Origin of the sequence: Bradyrhizobium guangdongense (assembly GCF_004114975.1) — a bacterium.
Taxonomy (GTDB): domain Bacteria; phylum Pseudomonadota; class Alphaproteobacteria; order Rhizobiales; family Xanthobacteraceae; genus Bradyrhizobium; species Bradyrhizobium guangdongense.
In genome coordinates this window covers 5,433,123-5,452,188 of the sequence record NZ_CP030051.1, presented here as the reverse complement: position 1 = coordinate 5,452,188, position 19,066 = coordinate 5,433,123, and the positions used below count along the sequence as shown (strand labels likewise).

Annotated in this window: 18 protein-coding genes; 8 read left to right on the top strand and 10 right to left on the bottom strand. The window is 64.5% G+C overall.

Going from position 1 to position 19,066, the window contains the following annotated elements; all coding sequences use genetic code 11:
- Window positions 1-83 precede the first annotated feature (83 nt).
- On the top strand, window positions 84-488 hold the full coding sequence (locus X265_RS26095; RefSeq protein WP_128967424.1) for a YccF domain-containing protein: 405 nt from the start codon (window positions 84-86) through the stop codon (window positions 486-488).
- Window positions 489-598: 110 nt separating this feature from the next.
- On the top strand, window positions 599-3,385 hold the full coding sequence (ppc, locus tag X265_RS26090) for a phosphoenolpyruvate carboxylase (RefSeq protein WP_128967423.1): 2,787 nt from the start codon (window positions 599-601) through the stop codon (window positions 3,383-3,385).
- A 120-nt stretch (window positions 3,386-3,505) separates the two neighbouring features.
- Here the strand turns inward: ppc and X265_RS26085 are convergent, their stop codons facing one another.
- From X265_RS26085 to X265_RS26070, 4 genes are all read right to left on the bottom strand, one after another.
- The gene (locus X265_RS26085; protein WP_128967422.1) at window positions 3,506-4,624 is read right to left on the bottom strand and encodes an SMP-30/gluconolactonase/LRE family protein; all 1,119 of its coding nucleotides are present in this window, start codon (window positions 4,622-4,624) and stop codon (window positions 3,506-3,508) included.
- A gap of 116 nt (window positions 4,625-4,740) precedes the next feature.
- Window positions 4,741-5,655: an SDR family NAD(P)-dependent oxidoreductase gene (locus X265_RS26080; protein WP_128967421.1), complete on the bottom strand. Its 915-nt coding sequence runs from the start codon at window positions 5,653-5,655 to the stop codon at window positions 4,741-4,743.
- 5 nt (window positions 5,656-5,660) lie between these two features.
- A complete protein-coding gene (locus X265_RS26075) occupies window positions 5,661-6,800 on the bottom strand; it encodes a thiolase C-terminal domain-containing protein (protein WP_128967420.1) in 1,140 nt (379 codons plus the stop codon).
- A 3-nt stretch (window positions 6,801-6,803) separates the two neighbouring features.
- The gene (locus tag X265_RS26070; RefSeq protein WP_128967419.1) at window positions 6,804-7,217 is read right to left on the bottom strand and encodes a Zn-ribbon domain-containing OB-fold protein; all 414 of its coding nucleotides are present in this window, start codon (window positions 7,215-7,217) and stop codon (window positions 6,804-6,806) included.
- Between the two features lie 178 nt (window positions 7,218-7,395).
- Between X265_RS26070 and X265_RS26065 the strand changes: the two genes are divergently transcribed.
- The 4 genes from X265_RS26065 (at window position 7,396) to alkB (ending at window position 11,029) form a co-directional block, all read left to right on the top strand.
- Window positions 7,396-8,745 carry an amidase gene (locus X265_RS26065; RefSeq protein ID WP_128967418.1) on the top strand — a complete coding sequence of 450 codons (1,350 nt, stop codon included), beginning with the start codon at window positions 7,396-7,398 and terminating at the stop codon, window positions 8,743-8,745.
- The gene (locus tag X265_RS26060; protein ID WP_128967417.1) at window positions 8,738-9,424 is read left to right on the top strand and encodes a DUF2848 domain-containing protein; all 687 of its coding nucleotides are present in this window, start codon (window positions 8,738-8,740) and stop codon (window positions 9,422-9,424) included. The genes X265_RS26065 and X265_RS26060 overlap by 8 nt, the downstream gene beginning before the upstream one ends.
- 195 nt (window positions 9,425-9,619) lie before the next feature.
- Window positions 9,620-10,366, top strand: a complete 747-nt coding sequence (locus X265_RS26050) for a 2OG-Fe(II) oxygenase (RefSeq protein WP_128967415.1) — start codon at window positions 9,620-9,622, stop codon at window positions 10,364-10,366.
- Between the two features lie 9 nt (window positions 10,367-10,375).
- Entirely contained in the window at window positions 10,376-11,029 is a 654-nt protein-coding gene (gene alkB, locus X265_RS26045) for a DNA oxidative demethylase AlkB (RefSeq protein WP_128967414.1), read from the top strand.
- 129 nt (window positions 11,030-11,158) lie between these two features.
- On the opposite strand, the gene X265_RS26040 is transcribed toward alkB, so the two are convergent.
- The 6 genes from X265_RS26040 to hpaH are packed head-to-tail and all read right to left on the bottom strand — an operon-like array spanning window position 11,159 to window position 17,464.
- On the bottom strand, window positions 11,159-12,784 hold the full coding sequence (locus X265_RS26040) for a thiamine pyrophosphate-dependent enzyme (protein ID WP_128967413.1): 1,626 nt from the start codon (window positions 12,782-12,784) through the stop codon (window positions 11,159-11,161).
- Between the two features lie 26 nt (window positions 12,785-12,810).
- A complete protein-coding gene (locus X265_RS26035; protein ID WP_128967412.1) occupies window positions 12,811-13,680 on the bottom strand; it encodes a fumarylacetoacetate hydrolase family protein in 870 nt (289 codons plus the stop codon).
- Window positions 13,681-13,683: 3 nt separating this feature from the next.
- Window positions 13,684-14,667: a 3,4-dihydroxyphenylacetate 2,3-dioxygenase gene (gene hpaD, locus X265_RS26030; RefSeq protein ID WP_128967411.1), complete on the bottom strand. Its 984-nt coding sequence runs from the start codon at window positions 14,665-14,667 to the stop codon at window positions 13,684-13,686.
- A 27-nt stretch (window positions 14,668-14,694) separates the two neighbouring features.
- Complete coding sequence (gene hpaE, locus X265_RS26025) at window positions 14,695-16,233, bottom strand: 5-carboxymethyl-2-hydroxymuconate semialdehyde dehydrogenase (RefSeq protein WP_128967410.1); 1,539 nt, start codon at window positions 16,231-16,233, stop codon at window positions 14,695-14,697.
- A complete protein-coding gene (locus tag X265_RS26020) occupies window positions 16,226-16,624 on the bottom strand; it encodes a 5-carboxymethyl-2-hydroxymuconate Delta-isomerase (protein ID WP_128967409.1) in 399 nt (132 codons plus the stop codon). Before X265_RS26020 ends, hpaE begins: the two co-directional genes overlap by 8 nt.
- Before the next feature lie 33 nt (window positions 16,625-16,657).
- Window positions 16,658-17,464 (bottom strand): 2-oxo-hept-4-ene-1,7-dioate hydratase, encoded by an 807-nt coding sequence (gene hpaH, locus X265_RS26015; RefSeq protein WP_128967408.1) that lies wholly within the window; start codon window positions 17,462-17,464, stop codon window positions 16,658-16,660.
- A 125-nt stretch (window positions 17,465-17,589) separates the two neighbouring features.
- On the opposite strand from hpaH, the gene hpaR reads away from it, so the two are divergent.
- Together hpaR and X265_RS26005 are read left to right on the top strand one after the other, a co-directional pair.
- The gene (gene hpaR / locus X265_RS26010) at window positions 17,590-18,108 is read left to right on the top strand and encodes a homoprotocatechuate degradation operon regulator HpaR (RefSeq protein WP_128967407.1); all 519 of its coding nucleotides are present in this window, start codon (window positions 17,590-17,592) and stop codon (window positions 18,106-18,108) included.
- A 114-nt stretch (window positions 18,109-18,222) separates the two neighbouring features.
- Complete coding sequence (locus X265_RS26005) at window positions 18,223-18,999, top strand: HpcH/HpaI aldolase family protein (RefSeq protein WP_128967406.1); 777 nt, start codon at window positions 18,223-18,225, stop codon at window positions 18,997-18,999.
- Window positions 19,000-19,066 lie beyond the last annotated feature (67 nt).

The window sequence follows — 19,066 nt, the reverse complement described above, 5'->3', positions numbered from 1 at the left end:
ACCGGGGAGTGGACACGGGCGTTGTCTTCGCAACGACTATTTTCGTGGCTATATGGTCAAATCATCCTCTTGCGGATCGTCCCATGGCCCCCGTTTCCATCCTGCTCAACATCATCTGGATTCTCATCGGCGGTGCCTGGATGGCATTCGGCTGGCTGGTGGCGTCGATCATCATGGCCCTCACGATCATCGGCCTGCCCTGGGCGCGCGCGGCCTTCAACATCGCCATCTACACGCTGCTGCCGTTCGGCTCGCGCGCCGTGAGCCGCGACGAGGTCACCGGCATGGGCGATATCGGCACCGGACCGCTCGGGGTGATCGGCAACATCATCTGGCTCGTGCTGGCCGGCTGGTGGCTGGCGCTTGGCCACCTGCTGACTGCCGTGCTCTTTGCGATCACCATCATCGGCATTCCCTTTGCATGGGCGCATCTGAAGCTGGCGGGGATCGCGCTCTGGCCGATCGGCAAGGTGATCGTGCCGGCCTGATCCGGCTGGCGTGTGCGCCGCCCCCAAGTTCATCTTGCACTGCGGTAGAAAAATATCGCACACTCCTCCCGACCAAGGAGCCATTGGGAGCTCTGCAAGGGAAGCGAGCCATGTCCCTCCAGACCGTATCGTCCGACGCCGCCGATCTCCGGCCGAACCGCCCTGAGGACGTGCAGGCGCTGGAAGCGGACGTCCGGCTGCGCGACGACATCCGCCTGCTCGGGCGTATCCTGGGCGACACGGTGCGGGACCAGGAGGGGGCCGACGTGTTCGACCTGGTCGAGCGTATCAGGCAGACCTCGATCCGGTTCCACCGTGATGAAGACCGGCTCGCCCGCCGCGAGCTCGAGCAGATCCTCGACAGCATGTCGATCTCCGAGACGGTGCGGATCGTCCGCGCCTTCAGCTATTTCTCGCACCTCGCCAACATCGCCGAGGACCAGAACAACATCCGTCAGATGCGCGCCGGCAAGAACGGCAGTTCCGGTGTCCTGGCTCGGACGCTCGCCAAAGCCAAGGGCGCGGGGATTGGCGCCGATGCACTGCGCAAGTTCTTCAGGAGCGCGCTCGTCAGCCCGGTGCTGACCGCGCATCCGACCGAGGTCCGGCGCAAGAGCACCATGGACCGCGAGATGGAAGTCGCGGCCTTGCTCGACCGCCGCGAGCGCGTCGCGCTGACCGCGGACGAGGCGGCCGCCAGCGACGAGCAACTCCGCCGCGAGGTGCTGACGCTGTGGCAGACCAACCTGCTGCGCCGAACCAAGCTCACCGTGCTCGACGAGGTCGCCAACGGCCTGTCGTTCTACGACTACACTTTCCTGCGCGAGGTGCCGCGGCTGATCAACGCACTGGAGGACCGGCTGGAGGAGGGCGGCGCGGCGGCCGGCGAGCTCGCCTCGTTCCTGCGCATGGGAAGCTGGATCGGCGGCGACCGCGACGGCAATCCCTTCGTCACCGCCGACGTGATGCGCGGCACGCTGCGGCTGCAGTCGAGCCGGGTCATGCAGTTCTACCTGGAAGAGCTGCACGTGCTCGGCTCGGAACTGTCGATCGCAGCCCATCTCGCCGATGTCTCCGAAGAGCTGCGTACGCTCGCGGAGCGCTCGCCCGACACCTCGCCGCACCGGAGTGGTGAGCCCTATCGTCTCGCAGTGTCCGGGATCTATGCTCGCCTGACCGCCACGGCCGAAAAGCTCGAGGTCGAGATCACCCGCCGTCCGGTCGGCAAGGGGGCGCCCTATCAGAACGTCAAGGAGCTGCAAGCCGATCTCGACGTGCTGCACCGCTCGCTGATCTCGAACAATGCCCGCGTCATCGCCCGCGGCCGGTTGCGGTTGCTGCGGCGCGCGGTGGATTGCTTCGGCTTTCATCTGGCGCGGCTCGACATCCGGCAGAATTCCGCGGTGCATGAACGCACCATTGCGGAGCTGATGGATGCCGCCAATCCCGGCATGTCCTATCTCGCGCTCGGCGAGGAGGCGCGCATCTCGCTGCTGACCAACGAGTTGCGCTCGACGCGCGCGCTGGTGTCGCCGTTCGTCAAGTACAGCGACGAGACCATGGGCGAGCTCAACGTCTTCCATGCCGCCGCGGAAGCGCATGCGATGTTCGGCTCGGATGCGATTCCTCAATGCATCATCTCGATGTGCAAGGGCATGTCGGACATGCTCGAGGTCGCGGTGCTGCTGAAGGAGGTGGGGCTGGTTCATCCCTCCGGCCGCAGCGCCATCAACATCGTGCCGCTGTTCGAGACCATCGAGGATCTGCAGGCCTCATCGGGCATCATGGATCGCATGTTGTCCGTGCATGATTACCGCCGCCTCGTCGACAGCCGCGGCAGCGTGCAGGAGGTGATGCTCGGCTATTCCGACTCGAACAAGGATGGCGGCTTCGTCACCTCGGGCTGGGAGCTCTACAAGGCCGAGATCGGCCTCGTCGAGGTGTTCGAGCGACACCATGTGCGGCTGCGTCTGTTCCACGGCCGCGGCGGCTCCGTCGGCCGCGGCGGCGGTCCGAGCTACGACGCCATTGTCGCGCAGCCCGGCGGGGCCGTGAACGGCCAGATCCGCATCACCGAACAGGGCGAGATCATCTCGTCGAAATACTCCAACGCCGAAGTCGGCCGCAACAATCTCGAGATCCTGGCGGCTGCGACGCTGGATGCGAGCCTGTTGCAGCCGAGCCAGAGCGCGCCCCGCCGCGAATACTTGATTGCGATGGACGAATTGTCGAACCTCGCCTTCAAGGCCTATCGCGGCTTGGTCTACGAGACCGACGGCTTCGTCGACTACTTCTGGTCCTCGACCGTGATCAACGAGATCGCCACGCTCAACATCGGCAGCCGTCCGGCCTCGCGCAAGAAGACCCGCGCCATCGAGGATCTGCGCGCAATTCCCTGGGTGTTCTCCTGGGCGCAATGCCGTTTGATGCTGCCGGGCTGGTACGGCTTCGGCAGCGCGGTCGAGCAGTGGATCGCTGAGCACCCCGACAAGGGCATGCCGTTCCTGAAAGAGCTTTACCAGGAATGGCCGTTCTTCCGCATGCTGCTGTCGAACATGGACATGGTGCTGGCGAAAAGCTCCATTGCGATCGCCTCGCGCTATGCCGAACTGGTGCCGGACGAGGCCCTGCGCGAAAAGATCTTCGGCCGCATCCGTCGCGAATGGCATTCCTGCATCGAGACGCTGCTCGACATCATGGGTCAGGACCGCCTGCTGCAAGGCAACCCGCTGCTCGAGCGATCCGTGCGGCACCGCTTCCCCTATCTCGACCCGCTCAATCACGTGCAGGTCGAGCTCTTGCGGGAGCATCGCGCGCAGAACCCGGACGAGCAGGTGCTGCGCGGGATTCAGCTCACCATCAACGGCATCTCGGCGGGATTGCGGAATACGGGGTAGGGACGCTCGCTCAGCCGTCATGCCCGGGCTTGTCCCGGGCATCCACGTTCTTCGGGCGCGCGGCAAAACGTGGATGGCCGGGCCAAGCCCGGCCATGACGCGGAGGGAGAGAGGCTTCCTTTAACAGAAGTGCGCGCCCTGCGTCTCCACATAGACCGCATAGAGCGACTGGCTCGCGGTCATGAACAGGCGGTTGCGCTTCTTGCCGCCGAAGCAGAGATTGGCGCAGGTCTCCGGCAGCATGATCTGGCCGATGCGGGCGCCGTCGGTCGGTGCGAACACCTGGACGCCGTCATAACCCGGCCCGACCCAGCCGGCGCCAACCCAGACATTGCCTTCGGTGTCGACGCGCATTCCGTCGGGAAAGCCCGACTTGCCGTCGAGCTTCATGTCGATCAGCCGCTTCGGGTTCGACAGCTTCGTCCCGTCGAGGTCGTAGGACCACACCACGTTCTCCGCCTGCGGATAATGCGTGATGCCGGTGTCGCAGACATAGACCTTCTTGTAGTCGTGCGAGAAGGCGATGCCGTTCGGCTTGAACGGCTCGTCGGCGACTTTCGTCAACTGGCCGGACTGCGCATCGAGCCGATACACGGCTTCCTTCTGGTAAGGCTGCACCGAGCCGGTGTTGGCGAGCTTGCCCTCGTAGATGCTGATCGCGCCATAACCGGGATCGGTGAACCAGATCGATTTGTCGTTGGGGTGAACGACCATGTCGTTCGGGCCGTTGAGCGGCTTGCCGTTGGCCTGCTCGGCGAGCGCTGTGACCGAGCCGTCATGCTCGTAGCGGACGAGGCGGGTGCGCTCGGCGCTGATTTGGCGGCCCTCGGTGTCGAACGAGTTGCCGTTGGCCTCGTTCGAGGGCTTGTGAAACTGCTCGGAAATGTGGCCGTCGTCATCGAGATAGCGCAGCTGCCGGTTGGCCGGGATGTCGCTCCAGACGAGATATTGGCCCTGCGCGTTCCAGGCCGGTCCCTCCGCCCACAGGCAGCCGGTATAGAGCCGCTTGATCGAGGTGTTGCCGACCTTGGCCTTGAAGCGCTTGGGATCAATGACGACAATGTCGGGGTCGGGGTAACGCTGCGGCTCGGCATTGGCGCCGTAGTCGCGCGCATCGGCCCTGGAGGCCAGCAGGGCGGAGGCGGCGACGGTCGCGGCGCCCTTGAGGAGCGTACGGCGGCCGAGGCCGCCGGGTTCTGTTGCTGAAGTGTCGTTGGGGTTGGTCAGTATTCTTGTCATGGTTTCCTCCCAAGATTATGTTGGGAGGACACCATTCGCCCGCATTCAGGCATAAAGCGGGGCGATCTCTGGACAAGACAACCAGAGATCGCGGCGCAGAGATGCCTGAAATAAGGCTAGACGGGATCCCAGGTGAAGATGTCCGCGGAGCGGTCGAGCTTGTAGAACGAGCCCTTCAGTGCCGGCATGCCATGTTCCGCGATCGATTGCGGCGTCCAGCCTTCGCTCCGCTGCACCGAGCGGATCGGGCGGTTCTGGCTGAACAGGAAGATCTCGTTCATGCGCACGCCGAAGATCTGGCCGGTGACGTCCTTGGCGGAATCGCCGAGCAGATAACCGCAGAGCGGCGCGATCTTCTCCGGGCCCATCTGCTTGATCTTCTCGACGCGCGCCTTCTCAGCTTCGGTCTCGGTGGGAATGGTGCCGATCATGCGGGTCCAGGCGAACGGCGAGACGCAGTTGGAGCGGACGTTGAAACGGCCCATGTCGAGCGCGATCGACTTCGACAGACCGACGATGCCGAGCTTGGCGGCGGCGTAGTTGGCCTGGCCAAAATTGCCGATCAGGCCGGAGGTCGAGGTGAAATGCACGAAGGAGCCGCTCTCCTGTTCGCGGAAGATCCGCGCCGCGGCGTGGCTGACATAGAACGAGCCCATCAGATGCACCTTGATGACAGCCTCGAACGCTTCCACGCTCATCTTGTGAAAGATCATATCGCGCAGGATGCCGGCATTGTTGACGACGCCGTCGAGCCGGCCGAAATGATCGGTCGCGGTCTTGACGATCTTGCTGGCCGGGATCGCCTCGGCGACCGACTCGAAATTGGCCACGGCGGTGCCACCGCGCTTCTTGATCTCCTCGACCACTTCCTCGGCCGGCGCGGCGTTCGCACCGGCGCCGTCGGCGGCCCCGCCGGGATCGTTGACCACGACCTTGGCGCCCTCGCCGGCGCAAAGCAGTGCGATCTCGCGCCCGATGCCACGGCCCGCGCCGGTGACGATGATGACCTTGTCCTGCAGTGATTTGCTCATATCGATTACCTCTCGTTCGTAAACACGATCGTGCCCGAGGCGGCGAACATGCCGCCGACGCCGTGGCACACTGAAATCTTCGCGTTCGGCACCTGCGCCGGCGCGATGCCGCGCATCTGGCGCACGCTCTCCTGAAGCGCGTACATGCCATACATGCCCGAATGCATGTAGGAGAGGCCTCCGCCATTGGTGTTGAGCGGCAGCTTGCCGCCGGGCCGGGTGTTGCCGTCTGCGATGAACTTGCCGGTTTCCTCGTGCGGCATGAAGCCGAGATCGCCGAGGCCGAACAGCGGCAGATGCGCAAAGGCATCGTAGATCATGAGATGATCCACGTCCTTGTGTGCGATGCCAGCCTCCTTGAAAGCAAGGGGCCCCGCCGTCTTGAACGCGCGCGACGAATTAAAGGTCTCCATCTGGCTGACCATCGGCGTCTCCACGCTCTCGCCGGTGCCCATGATATAGACGGGCTTGCGTGGAAAATCCTTGGCGCGATCGGCCGACGTCAGGATCAGCGCGCCGCCGCCGTCGGTGACGAGGCAGCACTGCAGCAGTCGGAACGGATAGGCGATCATGCGCGAGTTGAGGACATCGGCGACCGTGATCGGATCTTTCATCATCGCGCGCGGATTCTTCGCTGCCCATTCCCGCTGCACGACAGCGACCGAGGCGAGCTGCTCATGCGTGATGCCATAGGTCTTCATGAAGCGCAGCACGGGGATCGGGAACATGCTGGGCGGGCCGTAGACGCCATAGGGCGCCTCGAACTGGCCGTTGAGGCTGTCCGCGGCGGTGAAGCGCGGCTGCTTGCCGATCATCGACTTGCCGCTCTCGGCGTGGGTGATCAGCACGGTCCTGCACAGGCCGGCCTCGATCGCCGCAGCCGCATGGCGGACATGCAGCATGAACGAGCACCCGCCGACCGAGGTGCCGTCGACCCAGGTCGGCTTGATGCCGAGATAGTGGCAGACCTGCTGCGGCGTCTCGACCGCGGTGGCAAAGCCGTCAATGTCGGAGAGTTTCAACCCGGCGTCGGCAATGGCATTGAGTGCCGCGTCCGCGTGCAGCTGGAGCTGCGAAGCATGGGGGATGACACCGAGCTCGGTGGTCTCGGCCGCGCCCACTACGGCAACCTGGTTCTTGCGCATGGTCTACCCTTTCGCCGGACGGAACACGGGGAGAGTGATCTTGTCGTCCAGCTGCTGGAAGGCGACTTCGAGCTTCATGTCGAGCTCGAGTGCCTCCGGCGTCTGCGGGCAGTCGATGATGTTGCTCATCATCCGCGGCCCCTCGGCAAGCTCGACCACGGCGATGGCATAAGGTGGCGTAAAGCCGGGCGCTGCGGGGCGGTGGTTGATCACATAGCTGTAGAGGAAGCCCTTGCCGCTCGCCTTGAAGACGCTGACCTTGCGCGAGGCGCAGGACGGGCAGAACGGACGCGGCGGGAAATAGACATGCGCGCAGGCGTCGCAACGCTGCAGGCGCAGCTCGCCCGCCTTGGTGCCGTCCCAGAAGTGCTGGGTCTCCGGCGTTGGTTTCGGTCGCGCACGCTGCGGTTCGGCCATCTCGGAAAACCCTCCCAAACGGCGGGCTTCGTGCCCGCCTGTTTCGATCTTGATGCGACAATCGGCTATCGTGCGTCAACGGTCCAGCAATGCGCATGCATGCCATCATGCGCACAATGCTTGTGTCGAACTTAGGCCGCGCTATAGATTGCGCGCGCAAATATTCCGTGAGACAGACATGCCCGATTTCCCGACATTGGCGAAGCTCGCCGAAGACCTCGAAAGCGGTCGCACGACCTCCCGAAAACTGGTCGAAGCCTGTATCGCCAGGATCGCCGATCCCGCCGGCGAAGGGCAGCGCACCTTCCTCCATGTCGACAAGGACGCCGCGCTGGCGGTTGCGGATGCGATGGACGGCCTGCGCAAGGCCAAAGCCGCGCCGTCGCGCTATGCCGGCATCCCGGTCTCGATCAAGGATCTGTTCGACATCAAGGGGCAGACGACGCGGGCCGGCTCCCGCGCGCTCGACGATTCCGATCCGGCCGAGCACGATGCGCCGGCGGTGGCGCGCCTGCGCAAGGCTGGCTTCGTCGTGATCGGGCGCACCAACATGACCGAGTTCGCCTATTCCGGCATCGGTATCAATCCGCATTACGGCACGCCGAAGGGCGCCTGGAACCGGGCCGAGGGCCACGTGCCCGGCGGCTCGTCCTCGGGTGCGGCGGTGTCCGTGCTCGATGGCATGGCGCATGGCGCGCTTGGCACCGACACCGGCGGCTCCTGCCGCATTCCGGCGGCCTTCAACGGCATCGTCGGCTACAAGCCGACGCAGCGCCGCGTGCCGCTCGATGGCACCGTGCCGCTGTCCTTCTCGCTCGACAGTATCGGACCCTTGGCGCGTTCGGTCAGTTGCTGTGCCATAATGGATGCGGTGCTCGCCAACGAGCCGAACGTCGCGCTGAAGCCACGTCCCGTGAAGGGCATGCGGCTGGCGGTGCCGACCACGATTGCGCTCGACGATCTCGATGCGGAGGTTGCCGAGACTTTCGAGCGCGCACTGAAGACGCTTTCCGACCACGGCGCCGTCATCGAACGCATCGAGATGGCGGAGTTCCATGACATCGGCCCGATGAACGCCAAGGGCGGCTTTGCCGCATCCGAGAGCTATGCCTGGCATCGCTATCTCATCACCGCCAAGGGCGACGTCTACGATCCCCGTGTCGCCGTCCGCATCATGCGCGGCGAGGCGCAGAGCGCGGCCGACTACATCGATCTGCTCAACGAGCGCCGCTCGCTGATCGCCCGCGTCAATGCGCGCATCGCGCCCTATGACGCCTTGGTGCTGCCGACCACGGCCAACACGCCGCCGAAGATCGCAGACCTTGCCGACGACAAGGCGTTCACCGCGCAAAACCTGCGCGCGCTGCGCAACTGCACCCTGATCAACATGATCGACGGCTGTGCCATCTCGCTGCCCGCGCATCGGGAGGGCGATATCCCCGTCGGCTTGATGCTTGCGGGTGCCGGCGGGTCCGATCGCCGTATCTTTGAACTTGCTGCCGGCATGGAGACCGTCATTCGTGTTTGACCTCACTTTCACCGTTGATGCCCAGGACACCACCACGCCGCTGACCCTGGCGATCGACCAGATGGTCATCGCCGGCTGGACCGGCCGCGATCCGGTCGCGCGCGACAAGCACATCAAAGAGCTGCAAGAGATGGGCATCGCACCGCCGGCGTCGACGCCGATCTACTACCGTGCCTCGGCACGGCGGCTGACCCAGGAAGACAGCATCGAATGCACGGGCGGCGATTCCTCCGGCGAGGTCGAGTTCGTGCTGATCGGCTGGCAGGGCCGCATCTTCGTCGGCTGCGGCTCCGACCACACCGACCGCAAGGTCGAGGCCTACAACGTCACGGTCTCCAAGCAGATGTGCGACAAGCCGATCGCCTCCACGCTGTGGGAGCTCGACGACGTCATCGGCCATTGGGACAGGATGATCTTGCGCTCCTACGCCACGATCAAAGGTGAGCGCGTGCTCTACCAGGAGGGTACGCTGGATGCGATGCTGCCGGTCACCGAGCTGATCGCGCGCGGCTTCGAGGGCGGCAAGTTCCCCGATGGCTGCGCCATGTTCGGCGGAACCTTCGCCGCCAAAGGCGGCATCCGTCCCGCCGAACGCTTCGAGTTCGAGCTGGAAGATCCCGTGCTGAAGCGCACGATCACGCACGGATATGACGTGGCGACGCTGCCGGTGCGGGGCTGAGGCCAGAGGCGCTTCCGCAGTGGTTGCGCCGTAACTCTCTCCCTGCGTCATTGCGAGGAGCTCTTGCGACGAAGCAATCCAGAATCCCTCCTCGAAGCGAGCCTGGATTGCTTCGCTCCGCTCGCAATGACGGACGGAGCAAGTCATCGGAAATCGGGTGGCGCGGGGCGGGATAGTTTTGCGAAAGGCGTAGCCATGACAGCAACAGCACGCAAGTCACCTGCTAATCTCGCCGCGGACCTCACAACCCACGTGGACGCCCTCGACTGGCCCCAAATCACCGCCGAGCTCGACTCTCAGGGCTGCGCCGTTCTGAAACACCTGCTCACGCCCGAGCAGTGCTTTGCCATCGCCGCGCTCTATCCCGACGACGCCCACTTCCGCAGCCGCATCGTCATGGGGCGCCACGGCTTTGGCCGCGGCGAATACAAATATTTCTCCTACCCGTTGCCTGATCTCATCGCGGAGCTGCGTCCGGCGCTCTATGCGCATTTGCAAGCCGTTGCCAATAGCTGGAACCAGGCGATGGGGATCGACATCCACTATCCCGCCGCGCATGCGGCGTTCCTGAAGCGCTGCCACGAGGCGGGGCAGGCGCGGCCGACGCCGCTGCTGCTGCAATACGAGGCCGGCGACTACAACTGCCTGCACCAGGATCTCTATGGCGAGCACGTGTTCCCGCTTCAGGTCGCGATCCTGCTGTCCGAGCCGGGGCGCGACTTCACCGGCGGTGAATTCGTGCTGACTGAGCAGCGCCCGCGCATGCAATCCCGTGCCGAAGTCGTGCCGCTGGCGCAGGGCGATGCGGTCGCTTTCGCTGTGCATCACCGCCCGGTGCAGGGGACACGCGGCACCTATCGCGTTAATCTCCGCCATGGCGTCAGCCGCATCAGGTCCGGCCAGCGCCACACGCTGGGTGTGATCTTTCACGATGCCAAATGAGAATTCCGATTGACGGCTGATTTGTTCGACAACGTTGCCGAGGCGCAGCCGTCCCGTGAGGAGATCGCCGACGGCGCCGTGCTGCTGCGCGGTTTTGTCAGGCCGATCGAGAACGAGTTGATCGAAGCCGTGCGCGCGATCGTCGCGCAATCGCCGTTCCGCCGCATGACGACGCCCGGCGGCTACCAGATGTCGGTGGCGATGACCAATTGCGGCGAGCGCGGCTGGATCACCGATCACACCGGCTATCGCTATGATCCCATCGATCCCAAGACCGGTGCGCCATGGCCGGCGATGCCGCCGGTACTGTGCGATCTCGCCCGCCGCGCGGCGGAGCAGGGGGGCTTCCAAAACTTCGCGCCGGATGCCTGTCTCGTCAATCGCTACGAGCCCGGCACGCGGCTGTCGCTGCACCAGGACAAGGATGAGCTCGACTATTCGGCGCCGATCGTCTCGGCCTCGCTCGGCCTGCCAGCGACCTTCCTGTTCGGCGGCCTTGCGCGCAGCGACAAGCCGCGGCGTTTTCGGCTGGTCCATGGCGACGTCGTTGTCTGGGGTGGACCCTCCAGGCTTGCCTATCACGGCGTCGCGCCGCTTGCAGAAGGCGAGCACGCGCTGCTGGGGCGTATCAGGATCAATCTGACGTTTCGCAGGACGCGGTGATCCTTTTCGTCATTCCGGGATGCGCCGTAAGGCGCAGGCCCGGAATCCATACTCCCGATCGTGTTTATGGATTCTCAGATGCGCAATTGCGCATCATAGCTCGCGCTACGCGCGCCCCGGAATGACGGACTACGGCTTCGGCGGGTGAATGAACGCCCAGGGGCTCACTTCCGAGTCCCGGGTCACTTCCACCGAGATCAAGTATGGCCCGCCATGCGCCAGCGCCTTCTCCATCGCGGCCTTGAATTGATCCGGGGCGTTGACGCGCGCCGCAGCCACGCCAAAGGACTCCGCGAGCTTGACGAAGTCAGGATTGACCAGATCGGAGGCCACGACGCGGCCTTCAAACCTTTCGCGCTGGTCGCGGCGGACATTGCCATAGGCATTGTTATTGAACACCAGCGTCACCACACCGATGTTGAACTGCACGGCGGTGGCAAGCTCCTGCACGCCGAACATGAAGCCGCCGTCGCCGGTGATCGCCACCACGGGCGTGTCGGGATTTGCGACCTTGGCACCGAGCGCCGTCGGAAAGCCCGATCCGAGCGTGCCCTGGTAGCCCGAGGTGATGAAGGTGCGCGGCTGGTAGATCGGAAAGCCGTACCAGGAGGCGAAGCCGAACTGCGACAGCTCGTCGGTCACGATCGCATTGGCCGGCAGCACCTCGCGCAGGATGTTCAGGTACGCCATCTGCGGCTGGATGCGCTGGATTTCCTGCTGCGCCGTCGCGGTCGCTTCGCGGATCGCGGCGCGGCGTCCGGCGGTCTTGCTGTAGCCGGCCTTGCGCACGGCTGCGACGAGATCGGCGGTCGCCGCCTTGGCGTCCGCGACGATCGCGGTGGTCGACTGATAGCGCCGCATCTCGACCGGATCGATGTCGATGCGGATGCTCTTGAGGCCGTCGGGCTGGTACGGCCAGCGCGACATCGTCGGCAGTTCCAGCCGCGTGCCGATCCCGATCATCAGGTCGGTCTTGGCCCATAACTTATAGGCGGCGGCCATGGTGAGGCCGAGCTCATGCGCATTGGAGACGATGCCGCGGCCGCTGCGGAACGCGACCACCGGCGCATCGATCATCTCGGCGAGCTCGAGGATCTCCTCGCCCGCCTCGATTGCGCCGCTGCCGACGAAGATCATCGGCGCCTTGCTGCTTTTGATGAGCGCAGCCGCCTGCTTGATCATGTCAGGATCGGGCGGCGGTGCAGGCAGAGGTTCCAGCACCTGTGCCGCGGCGGTATCGCCGCGCTGGGTGAAAACGTCCCACGGCATTTCGACCGAGGCGGGTCCGCGCCGGCCTGACATCATCTCCTGAAAGGCGCGCGCAACGACGGTCGGCGCGTTGCCGGGATATTCGATCCGGTCGGCCCATTTCACATAGGTGCGCAAGGTGGCGAGCTGGTCCGGCATTTCGTGGAGATGGCCGCGGCCTTTGCCGAGGAACTGCGTCGGCACCTGGCCGGTAACGCACAGCACCGGCTCGTTGCAGCCGAACGCGGTGAGCAGCGCCGCGCTGGCGTTGAGCACGCCGGGACCGGGCACCACGCTGAACACGCCGGGCCTGCCGCTGGAGCGCGCATAGCCGAAAGCCATGTAGCCGCAGGCCTGCTCGTGCCGCGCGCCGATCACCTTGAGCTGGGCCTGGTGGAAGGCGTCGAACAGGCCGTAGACCTGCGCGCCGGGCAGGCCGAACACGGTATTGACGCCATGGGCGACGAGCCCGCTTACGATCGCTTCGCCGCCGGTGAGGGTGGTCATTGCATCATTCCACTTCAATCGATGTCTCAGGCTTCGTCGATGACGCCGTTGCGCAAGGTGCCGATGCCCTCAGCCGCGACCTCGATCACGTCACCCGGCTTCAAATAGCGCGGCGGATCGAACCGCGCACCCGCACCGGTCGGCGTGCCCGTGACGATGATGTCGCCGGGAACGAGCGTTGCGAAGGTGGAGATATAGCTGATGAGGTAGCGGAACGGAAACATCAGCCGGCTGGTACGATCGTCCTGTCTGAGCTCGCCGTTGACATGCGTGGTCAGCCTGATGTCGGCGATCTGCGCTTCCCTTGTGTAGGGCACGAGCCACGGACCGAGGCTGCCGCTGGAATCGAAGTTCTTGCCTTGGGTGACGTTGAACTTGGCGTGGCGTAGCCAGTCGCGCACCGAGCCTTCGTTGCACAGGGTGAGGGCGGCGATGTGATCGAGTGCGCTGCTTTCAGGGATGTGCCGGCCTTGCTTGCCGATCACCAGCACGATCTCGCCTTCGTAGTCGAGCTGCGCGGACGCGCGTGGGCGCACCAGCGGCGTGTCGTGGCCGACGAAGGAGCGCGGCGAGCGCATGAACATGCTCGGATATTTCGGCGCCTCCTGGCCATCCTTGTACTCGGCGTTCCGATCGGGATAGTTGACGCCGATGCAGATGATCTTCTCCGGCGCCGGCACCGGCGGCAGCCAGGTGATATCGCCGAGCGCGCGATCCGGCGTGAGGCTGGCCGACTCTTCGGCAAGGCGCACGAGCCTTCCGGCGGCGATCACCTCGCGCAGCGTCGGATAGTCTTTGGCATAGCGCGGCGAGAGATCGACGATGCCGCCCTCCAGAACGGCGCCATAGCGGGTATCACCCTTGACGGAATAGGTGGCGAGACGGGGGAGCTTCATGGCTCAATCCGCCACCAGCACGTCGGCGACGAATTTCGGCTCCCGTACGGGCTGGCCCGTGAAGGGCGAGCCCTGTTCGAACCAGGAGCGCGGCGCCGGCGCGCCCCACAGCGTCTGGCGGCGCGGATCGCGCAGCGACCAGCGCAGCGGCTCGTGGTCGTGATCTCCGGTGAAATAATCGCTGGTGTAGAGCTCCAACCGATGTCCATCCGGGTCGCGCACGTAAAGGAAGAACGCGTTCGAGATGCCGTGGCGTCCCGGACCGCGCTCGATGTTCTTCACAAAGCCCTGTGACGCCATCACGTCGCAGAGATGGATGATGTTCATCGCCGTCGGCGTCCAGTAAGCGAAATGGTGCAGGCGAGGGCCCTTGCCGTTGGTGATCGCAAAATCGTGGACATTGCCCTTGCGATGCATCCAGGCGGCGGCGATGCGACCGTTCGGTCCGTCCTCTTCGGCGTATTCGGTGAGGCGGAAGCCGAGCCGCGCATAGAACTCGACGGTGTCCTGTACTTCGGCGGCGAAGACATTGAAATGGTCGAGCCGCTGCGGATGACATCCGCGGTAGAGGTCATAGCGGCGCAGGAGATGCGGCCGCCGCTCCATCGACGCATAGAGCTCGATCTGGAAGCCGAAGGGATCGGTGAATTGCAGCGTGCGGCCCTGGAACGGTTGATCCGCAAACGCGTGGGCGAGGCCGTTTTCGGAGAGAAACTTTGCGGCTTTGTCGAGATCGCCGTCATTGCCGACCTTGAAGCCCAGTCGGGCGCAGGCCGGCACGGCCGCCTTGCGCAGCACCAGCGAGTGATGCTGATGCTCCTCGGCTGCGCGCAGGTACACCACCTTGTCGTCGGCGTCCTCGACATGCAGGCCGACCGTGCTCTCGTAGAAGTCGCGGCTCAGCTTCAGATCGGTCACGTCGAGCACGACGTGGCTGGAGCGGATGATGTTGAACGGCGGTTCGAAGACGTGTTGCGGTACGGGCATTGGCGTTTCCCCAGGGAATGACGAGCGTCAAATTCCCAGTTTCTGAATCTTGTGCGTGCCCCGCGCCAGCGAGACGTGCTTGGTTTCCATGTAGAAGTCGAACGAGTAATCGCCCCCGTCGCGGCCGATGCCGGAGGCCTTCATGCCGCCGAACGGGGTCGGCAGATGGCGGACGTTCTCGGAGTTCAGCCAGATCATGCCGGCTTCCAGCGCATCGGCGACACGCAGCGCGCGGCCGACATCGTTGGTCCAGACATAGCCGGTGAGGCCATAGCGAATGTCATTGGCGATCTCGATCGCGTCTGTTTCATCCTTGAAGGGCAGCACGGTGAGAAACGGGCCGAACACCTCTTCCTGCGCCACACGCATCTTGCCATGCGCGCCGGTCACCAGGGTCGGTTCGACATAATGTCCGCCGCCAGGACCGTCATAGGCCTTGCCGCCGACCGCGATCGTGGCGCCGTCCTGGCGCGCGACCTCGAAAAAGGAGCAGACCTTTGCGAGGTGCCGCTCGTGGATCAGCGGGCCGATCTCGGTAGCGGGATGGAGGGGATGGCCGACCTTCAGCGCCTTCACCCGCGCGGTCAGCTTCTCCACGAATTTCTCCGCGATGTTCCGCTGGACCAATAGGCGGCTCGACGAGGTGCAGCGCTCGCCGTTGAGCGAGTAGATCATGAACACGACGGCATCGAGCGCGCGGTCGAGATCGGCATCGTCGAACACGATCACGGGGTTCTTGCCGCCGAGCTCGAAATGAACGCGCTTCAAGGTCGGTGCGCCCTGGACCATGATGGCCGAGCCCGTCGCGCTCTCGCCGACGAAGCCGATCGCCTTGATGGCGGGATGCTCGGTCAGCGCCTTGCCGGCCTCTTCGCCGAACCCGTGCACGGTGTTGAGCACGCCGTCGGGCACACCGGCCTCCTTGACGAGCTTCGCCAGGATGGACGCCGTCACCGGCGACCATTCCGCCGGCTTGTGCACGACGGTGCAGCCGGCGGCCAGCGCAGGAGCGATCTTCCAGGTCGAGAGCATGAACGGCGTGTTCCACGGCGTGATGACGCCAACGGGGCCGATCGGCACGCGGGTCGAGACGTTCCAGTGCTCGTCGCTCGGCGTGTTGAGACCGTCTCTGGCCTCGGCGCATTTGTCGGCGAAGAAGCGGAAGTTCTCGGCGGCGCGGATCGCAGCCTTGGCCATGAAGCGATAGGCCTGGCCGGTGTCGACGCATTCGAGCACGGCGATGTCGTCGGCATTGTCCTCGATCGCGTCCGCAACGCGATGCAGCAGCTTGCGCCGCATCGCCGGCCCCATGTCGCGCCAGGATTTGAAGGCGAGGGCGGCGGCCGTGGCCGCGGCGTCGATGTCCTCGGCATTGCCGCGGGCAACGCTCGCGAGCACAGCGCCATCGACAGGAGATTTCGTCTCGAAGATTTCACCTGAGATCGACGGGACGATCTTGCCGTCGATCATGTGACCGATGCCGCTCGCGCGCAGCGTCTTCAGCAGCGGCGCAACGCGCTCGCGATTGGCGTGGAACACATCGGCTTTCGGCGTGGACTTATCCATGGGCTGCCTCCGCTTTCAGTGCGTCGTGGATGTTGTTGCGCTTCCAGCTGGTGTCCTTGTCGTTGATCTGCATGTCGAACGATAAAGCGAACTTGCTGGCGGCGAAGACGGGATCGAGGTGCTTTGAAAGCGCCTGAAACACGTGCTCGCCGGCTTTCTGGCGGGTTGAAAGGTCGCGGCCCTCGCCGATGCGCAGTACCATGTCGAGGAATCCGTAGTCTTGCCGCGCGTCCGCGATCGCATAATGCTCGCATCTGACGGCGCGGACGCGAATGCCGCCGAGCGGGAAGATTCCGGTCTCCACCGCCGCCTTGCGCACCACCTCGCACACCGCGGCGATGTCGAGACGGCCGTCGAGATTGGCCGAATATTCGATCGTGAAATGCGGCATTTGCGGTTTCGCTCCCTGTCTCTTCTTGTCGCGTTACGCGAAGTAGCAGCTCACCGAGCCGTAGGCGCCGTAATCGGCTTGAATTGTGTCGCCCTTGCGGGTCTCGATCGGACGGATGAACGAGCCGGCGAGCACAACCTGCCCCGGTTCGAGCGCAAGGCCCAGCGGCGCGATCTTGTTGGCGAGCCAGGCGACCGCCGTCGCCGGATGATTGAGCACGCCCGCGGCAAGTCCGGTCTCCACCAGTTGGCCGTTCTTGAAGCAGAGCGAACCGATCCAGCGCAGGTCGGCGTCTAGCGGGCGGATCGGCCGGCCGCCGAGCACGATACCGGCATTCGCGGCGTTGTCGGCGATGGTGTCGAAGATCTTGCGCGTCGCCTTGGTCCTGATATCGACGCGCTCGATCCGCGTGTCCAGGATCTCCAGCGCCGGGACCACGAATTCGGTGGCGTTGAGCACATCGAACATCGTGCAGTCGGGCCCCGACAGCCGCTTGCTCATCACGAAGGCGAGCTCGGCCTCGACGCGGGTCGCGATGAAGCGCTCGGTGGGGATGCTCCCGCCGTCGGCAAAGAACATGTCGTCGAGCAGCACGCCGGAGTCAGGCTCGTCAATATTGAGAGCGCTCTGCATCGCCTTCGAGGTCAGACCGATCTTGTGGCCCTTGACGACGCGCCCCTCGGCGATCTTGACGTCGACCCAGGCCTTCTGAATCGCGTAGGCATCGGCAATGGAGATGCCCGGAAAATCCTGCGAGAGCTGCCGGATCTGCACGCGGGTCTTCTCCGCCTGGTGCAGACGGCTCGCGCAGGCTTGGATATCGTCCTTGGAAAGCGCCATCTGTGATCACACGTAACGTGGTGCCTGGAGATACTTAACATGTTAAGTGAATACATCAAGTACAATTCGGGCATGCTGCACTGCACACGCTTTGCGGTCTGAAGGACGACTTTGGAAGGGGCAACATGGCGAAGAGACCGGCTGATTCCATCAATGGAAACGCGCCTGCCGCGCATCAGGTGCCGATGCGCGACTTTTCGCGCTCGTTGCCGATGTCGCTGCTGCGGGCCCGCGAGGCGGTGATGCGGCAATTTCGCCCGTCGCTGCGCCAGCACGGCTTGACCGAGCAGCAATGGCGCATCCTTCGCGCGCTTGCGGCCATCGAGGCCGCCGAGGTTACGGAACTCGCGCGCACGGCCTTTCTCCTCGGGCCGAGCCTGTCGCGCATCCTGCGCGATCTGGAGGCGCGCAACCTGATCGAGCGCAAGACGGCGAAGACGGACCAGCGCCGCAGCATGGTTTCGATCTCGAAAGACGGGGTGAAACTGATGGCCGCGGTGGCGCCGACATCGGAGGCAATCTATGCCGAAATCACGCGACGTTTCGGGGCGCGTAAGCTTGTCGAGTTGCAGGAGATGCTCGGCGAGCTCGAACTGAGTCTCGAAGGGCTTGGAAGCGAGGATGATACACGCGCGGAGGAGTGATCCCAGATATGCGTGCGTGCGCGGTGAGAGCCATGGACATTGACGCTTTTTTTCGCTCAAAGTGCGGCCCAACCCGATCCGCGGCGAGTGAGAGCAACAGGGAAGGAAGGCAACGTGGCGAACAAGGTCAAGGAAATCTGGAAGTCGGGCAAGGCCGTGGTCAACGCGTGGCTCGCTATTCCCTCCGGCTTCTCGGCTGAGATGATCGCGCAATGCGGCTTCGACAGCGTCACGGTCGACATGCAGCACGGCGTGCAGGACTATCTGTCGATGGTGCAGTGCTTCCAGGCCATGGACAAGCATCCGGTCACCCCGATGGTCCGCGTGCCCTGGAACGAGCCCGGCATCATCGGCAAGGTGCTCGACGGCGGTGCCTATGGCGTGATCTGCCCGATGGTCAACACGCCGCAGGAAGCCAGGAACCTGGTCTCCTATTCCAAATATCCGCCGCAGGGCGTCCGCTCCAACGGCCCGATCCGCGCCGGCATGTACGGCACCGCGGGCTCGTATCAGAAGACCGCGAATGCCGACACCATCCTGCTGCCGATGATGGAAACCAAGACCGCGGTCGAGAACATGGAGGCGATCCTGGACGTCGAAGGCATCGACGGTGTCTATATCGGTCCGTCCGACCTCGGCTTCTCCTACGGCCTCGAGCCGAAGCTCGACCGCTCCGAGCCGGAGATCCTCGCGATCTACGAGAAGATCATCAAGGAGTGCGGCAAGCGGGGCCTCAATCCGGGCATCCATTGCAGCGGCGCCGAAGGCGCTACGCGCGCCATCAACATGGGCTTCAAGCTCGTGACGCTCTCCAACGAGGTCGGCCTGATGACGACCTACGCCAAGATGCAGGTCAACGCGACCCGCAAGGATTCGGGCGGCAAGGCCTGAGCCCTGGTGTCCCGGATGCGATGCAGCGCGTAACGCTGCTTCGCAGAGCCGAGACCCAGTGGCTTGC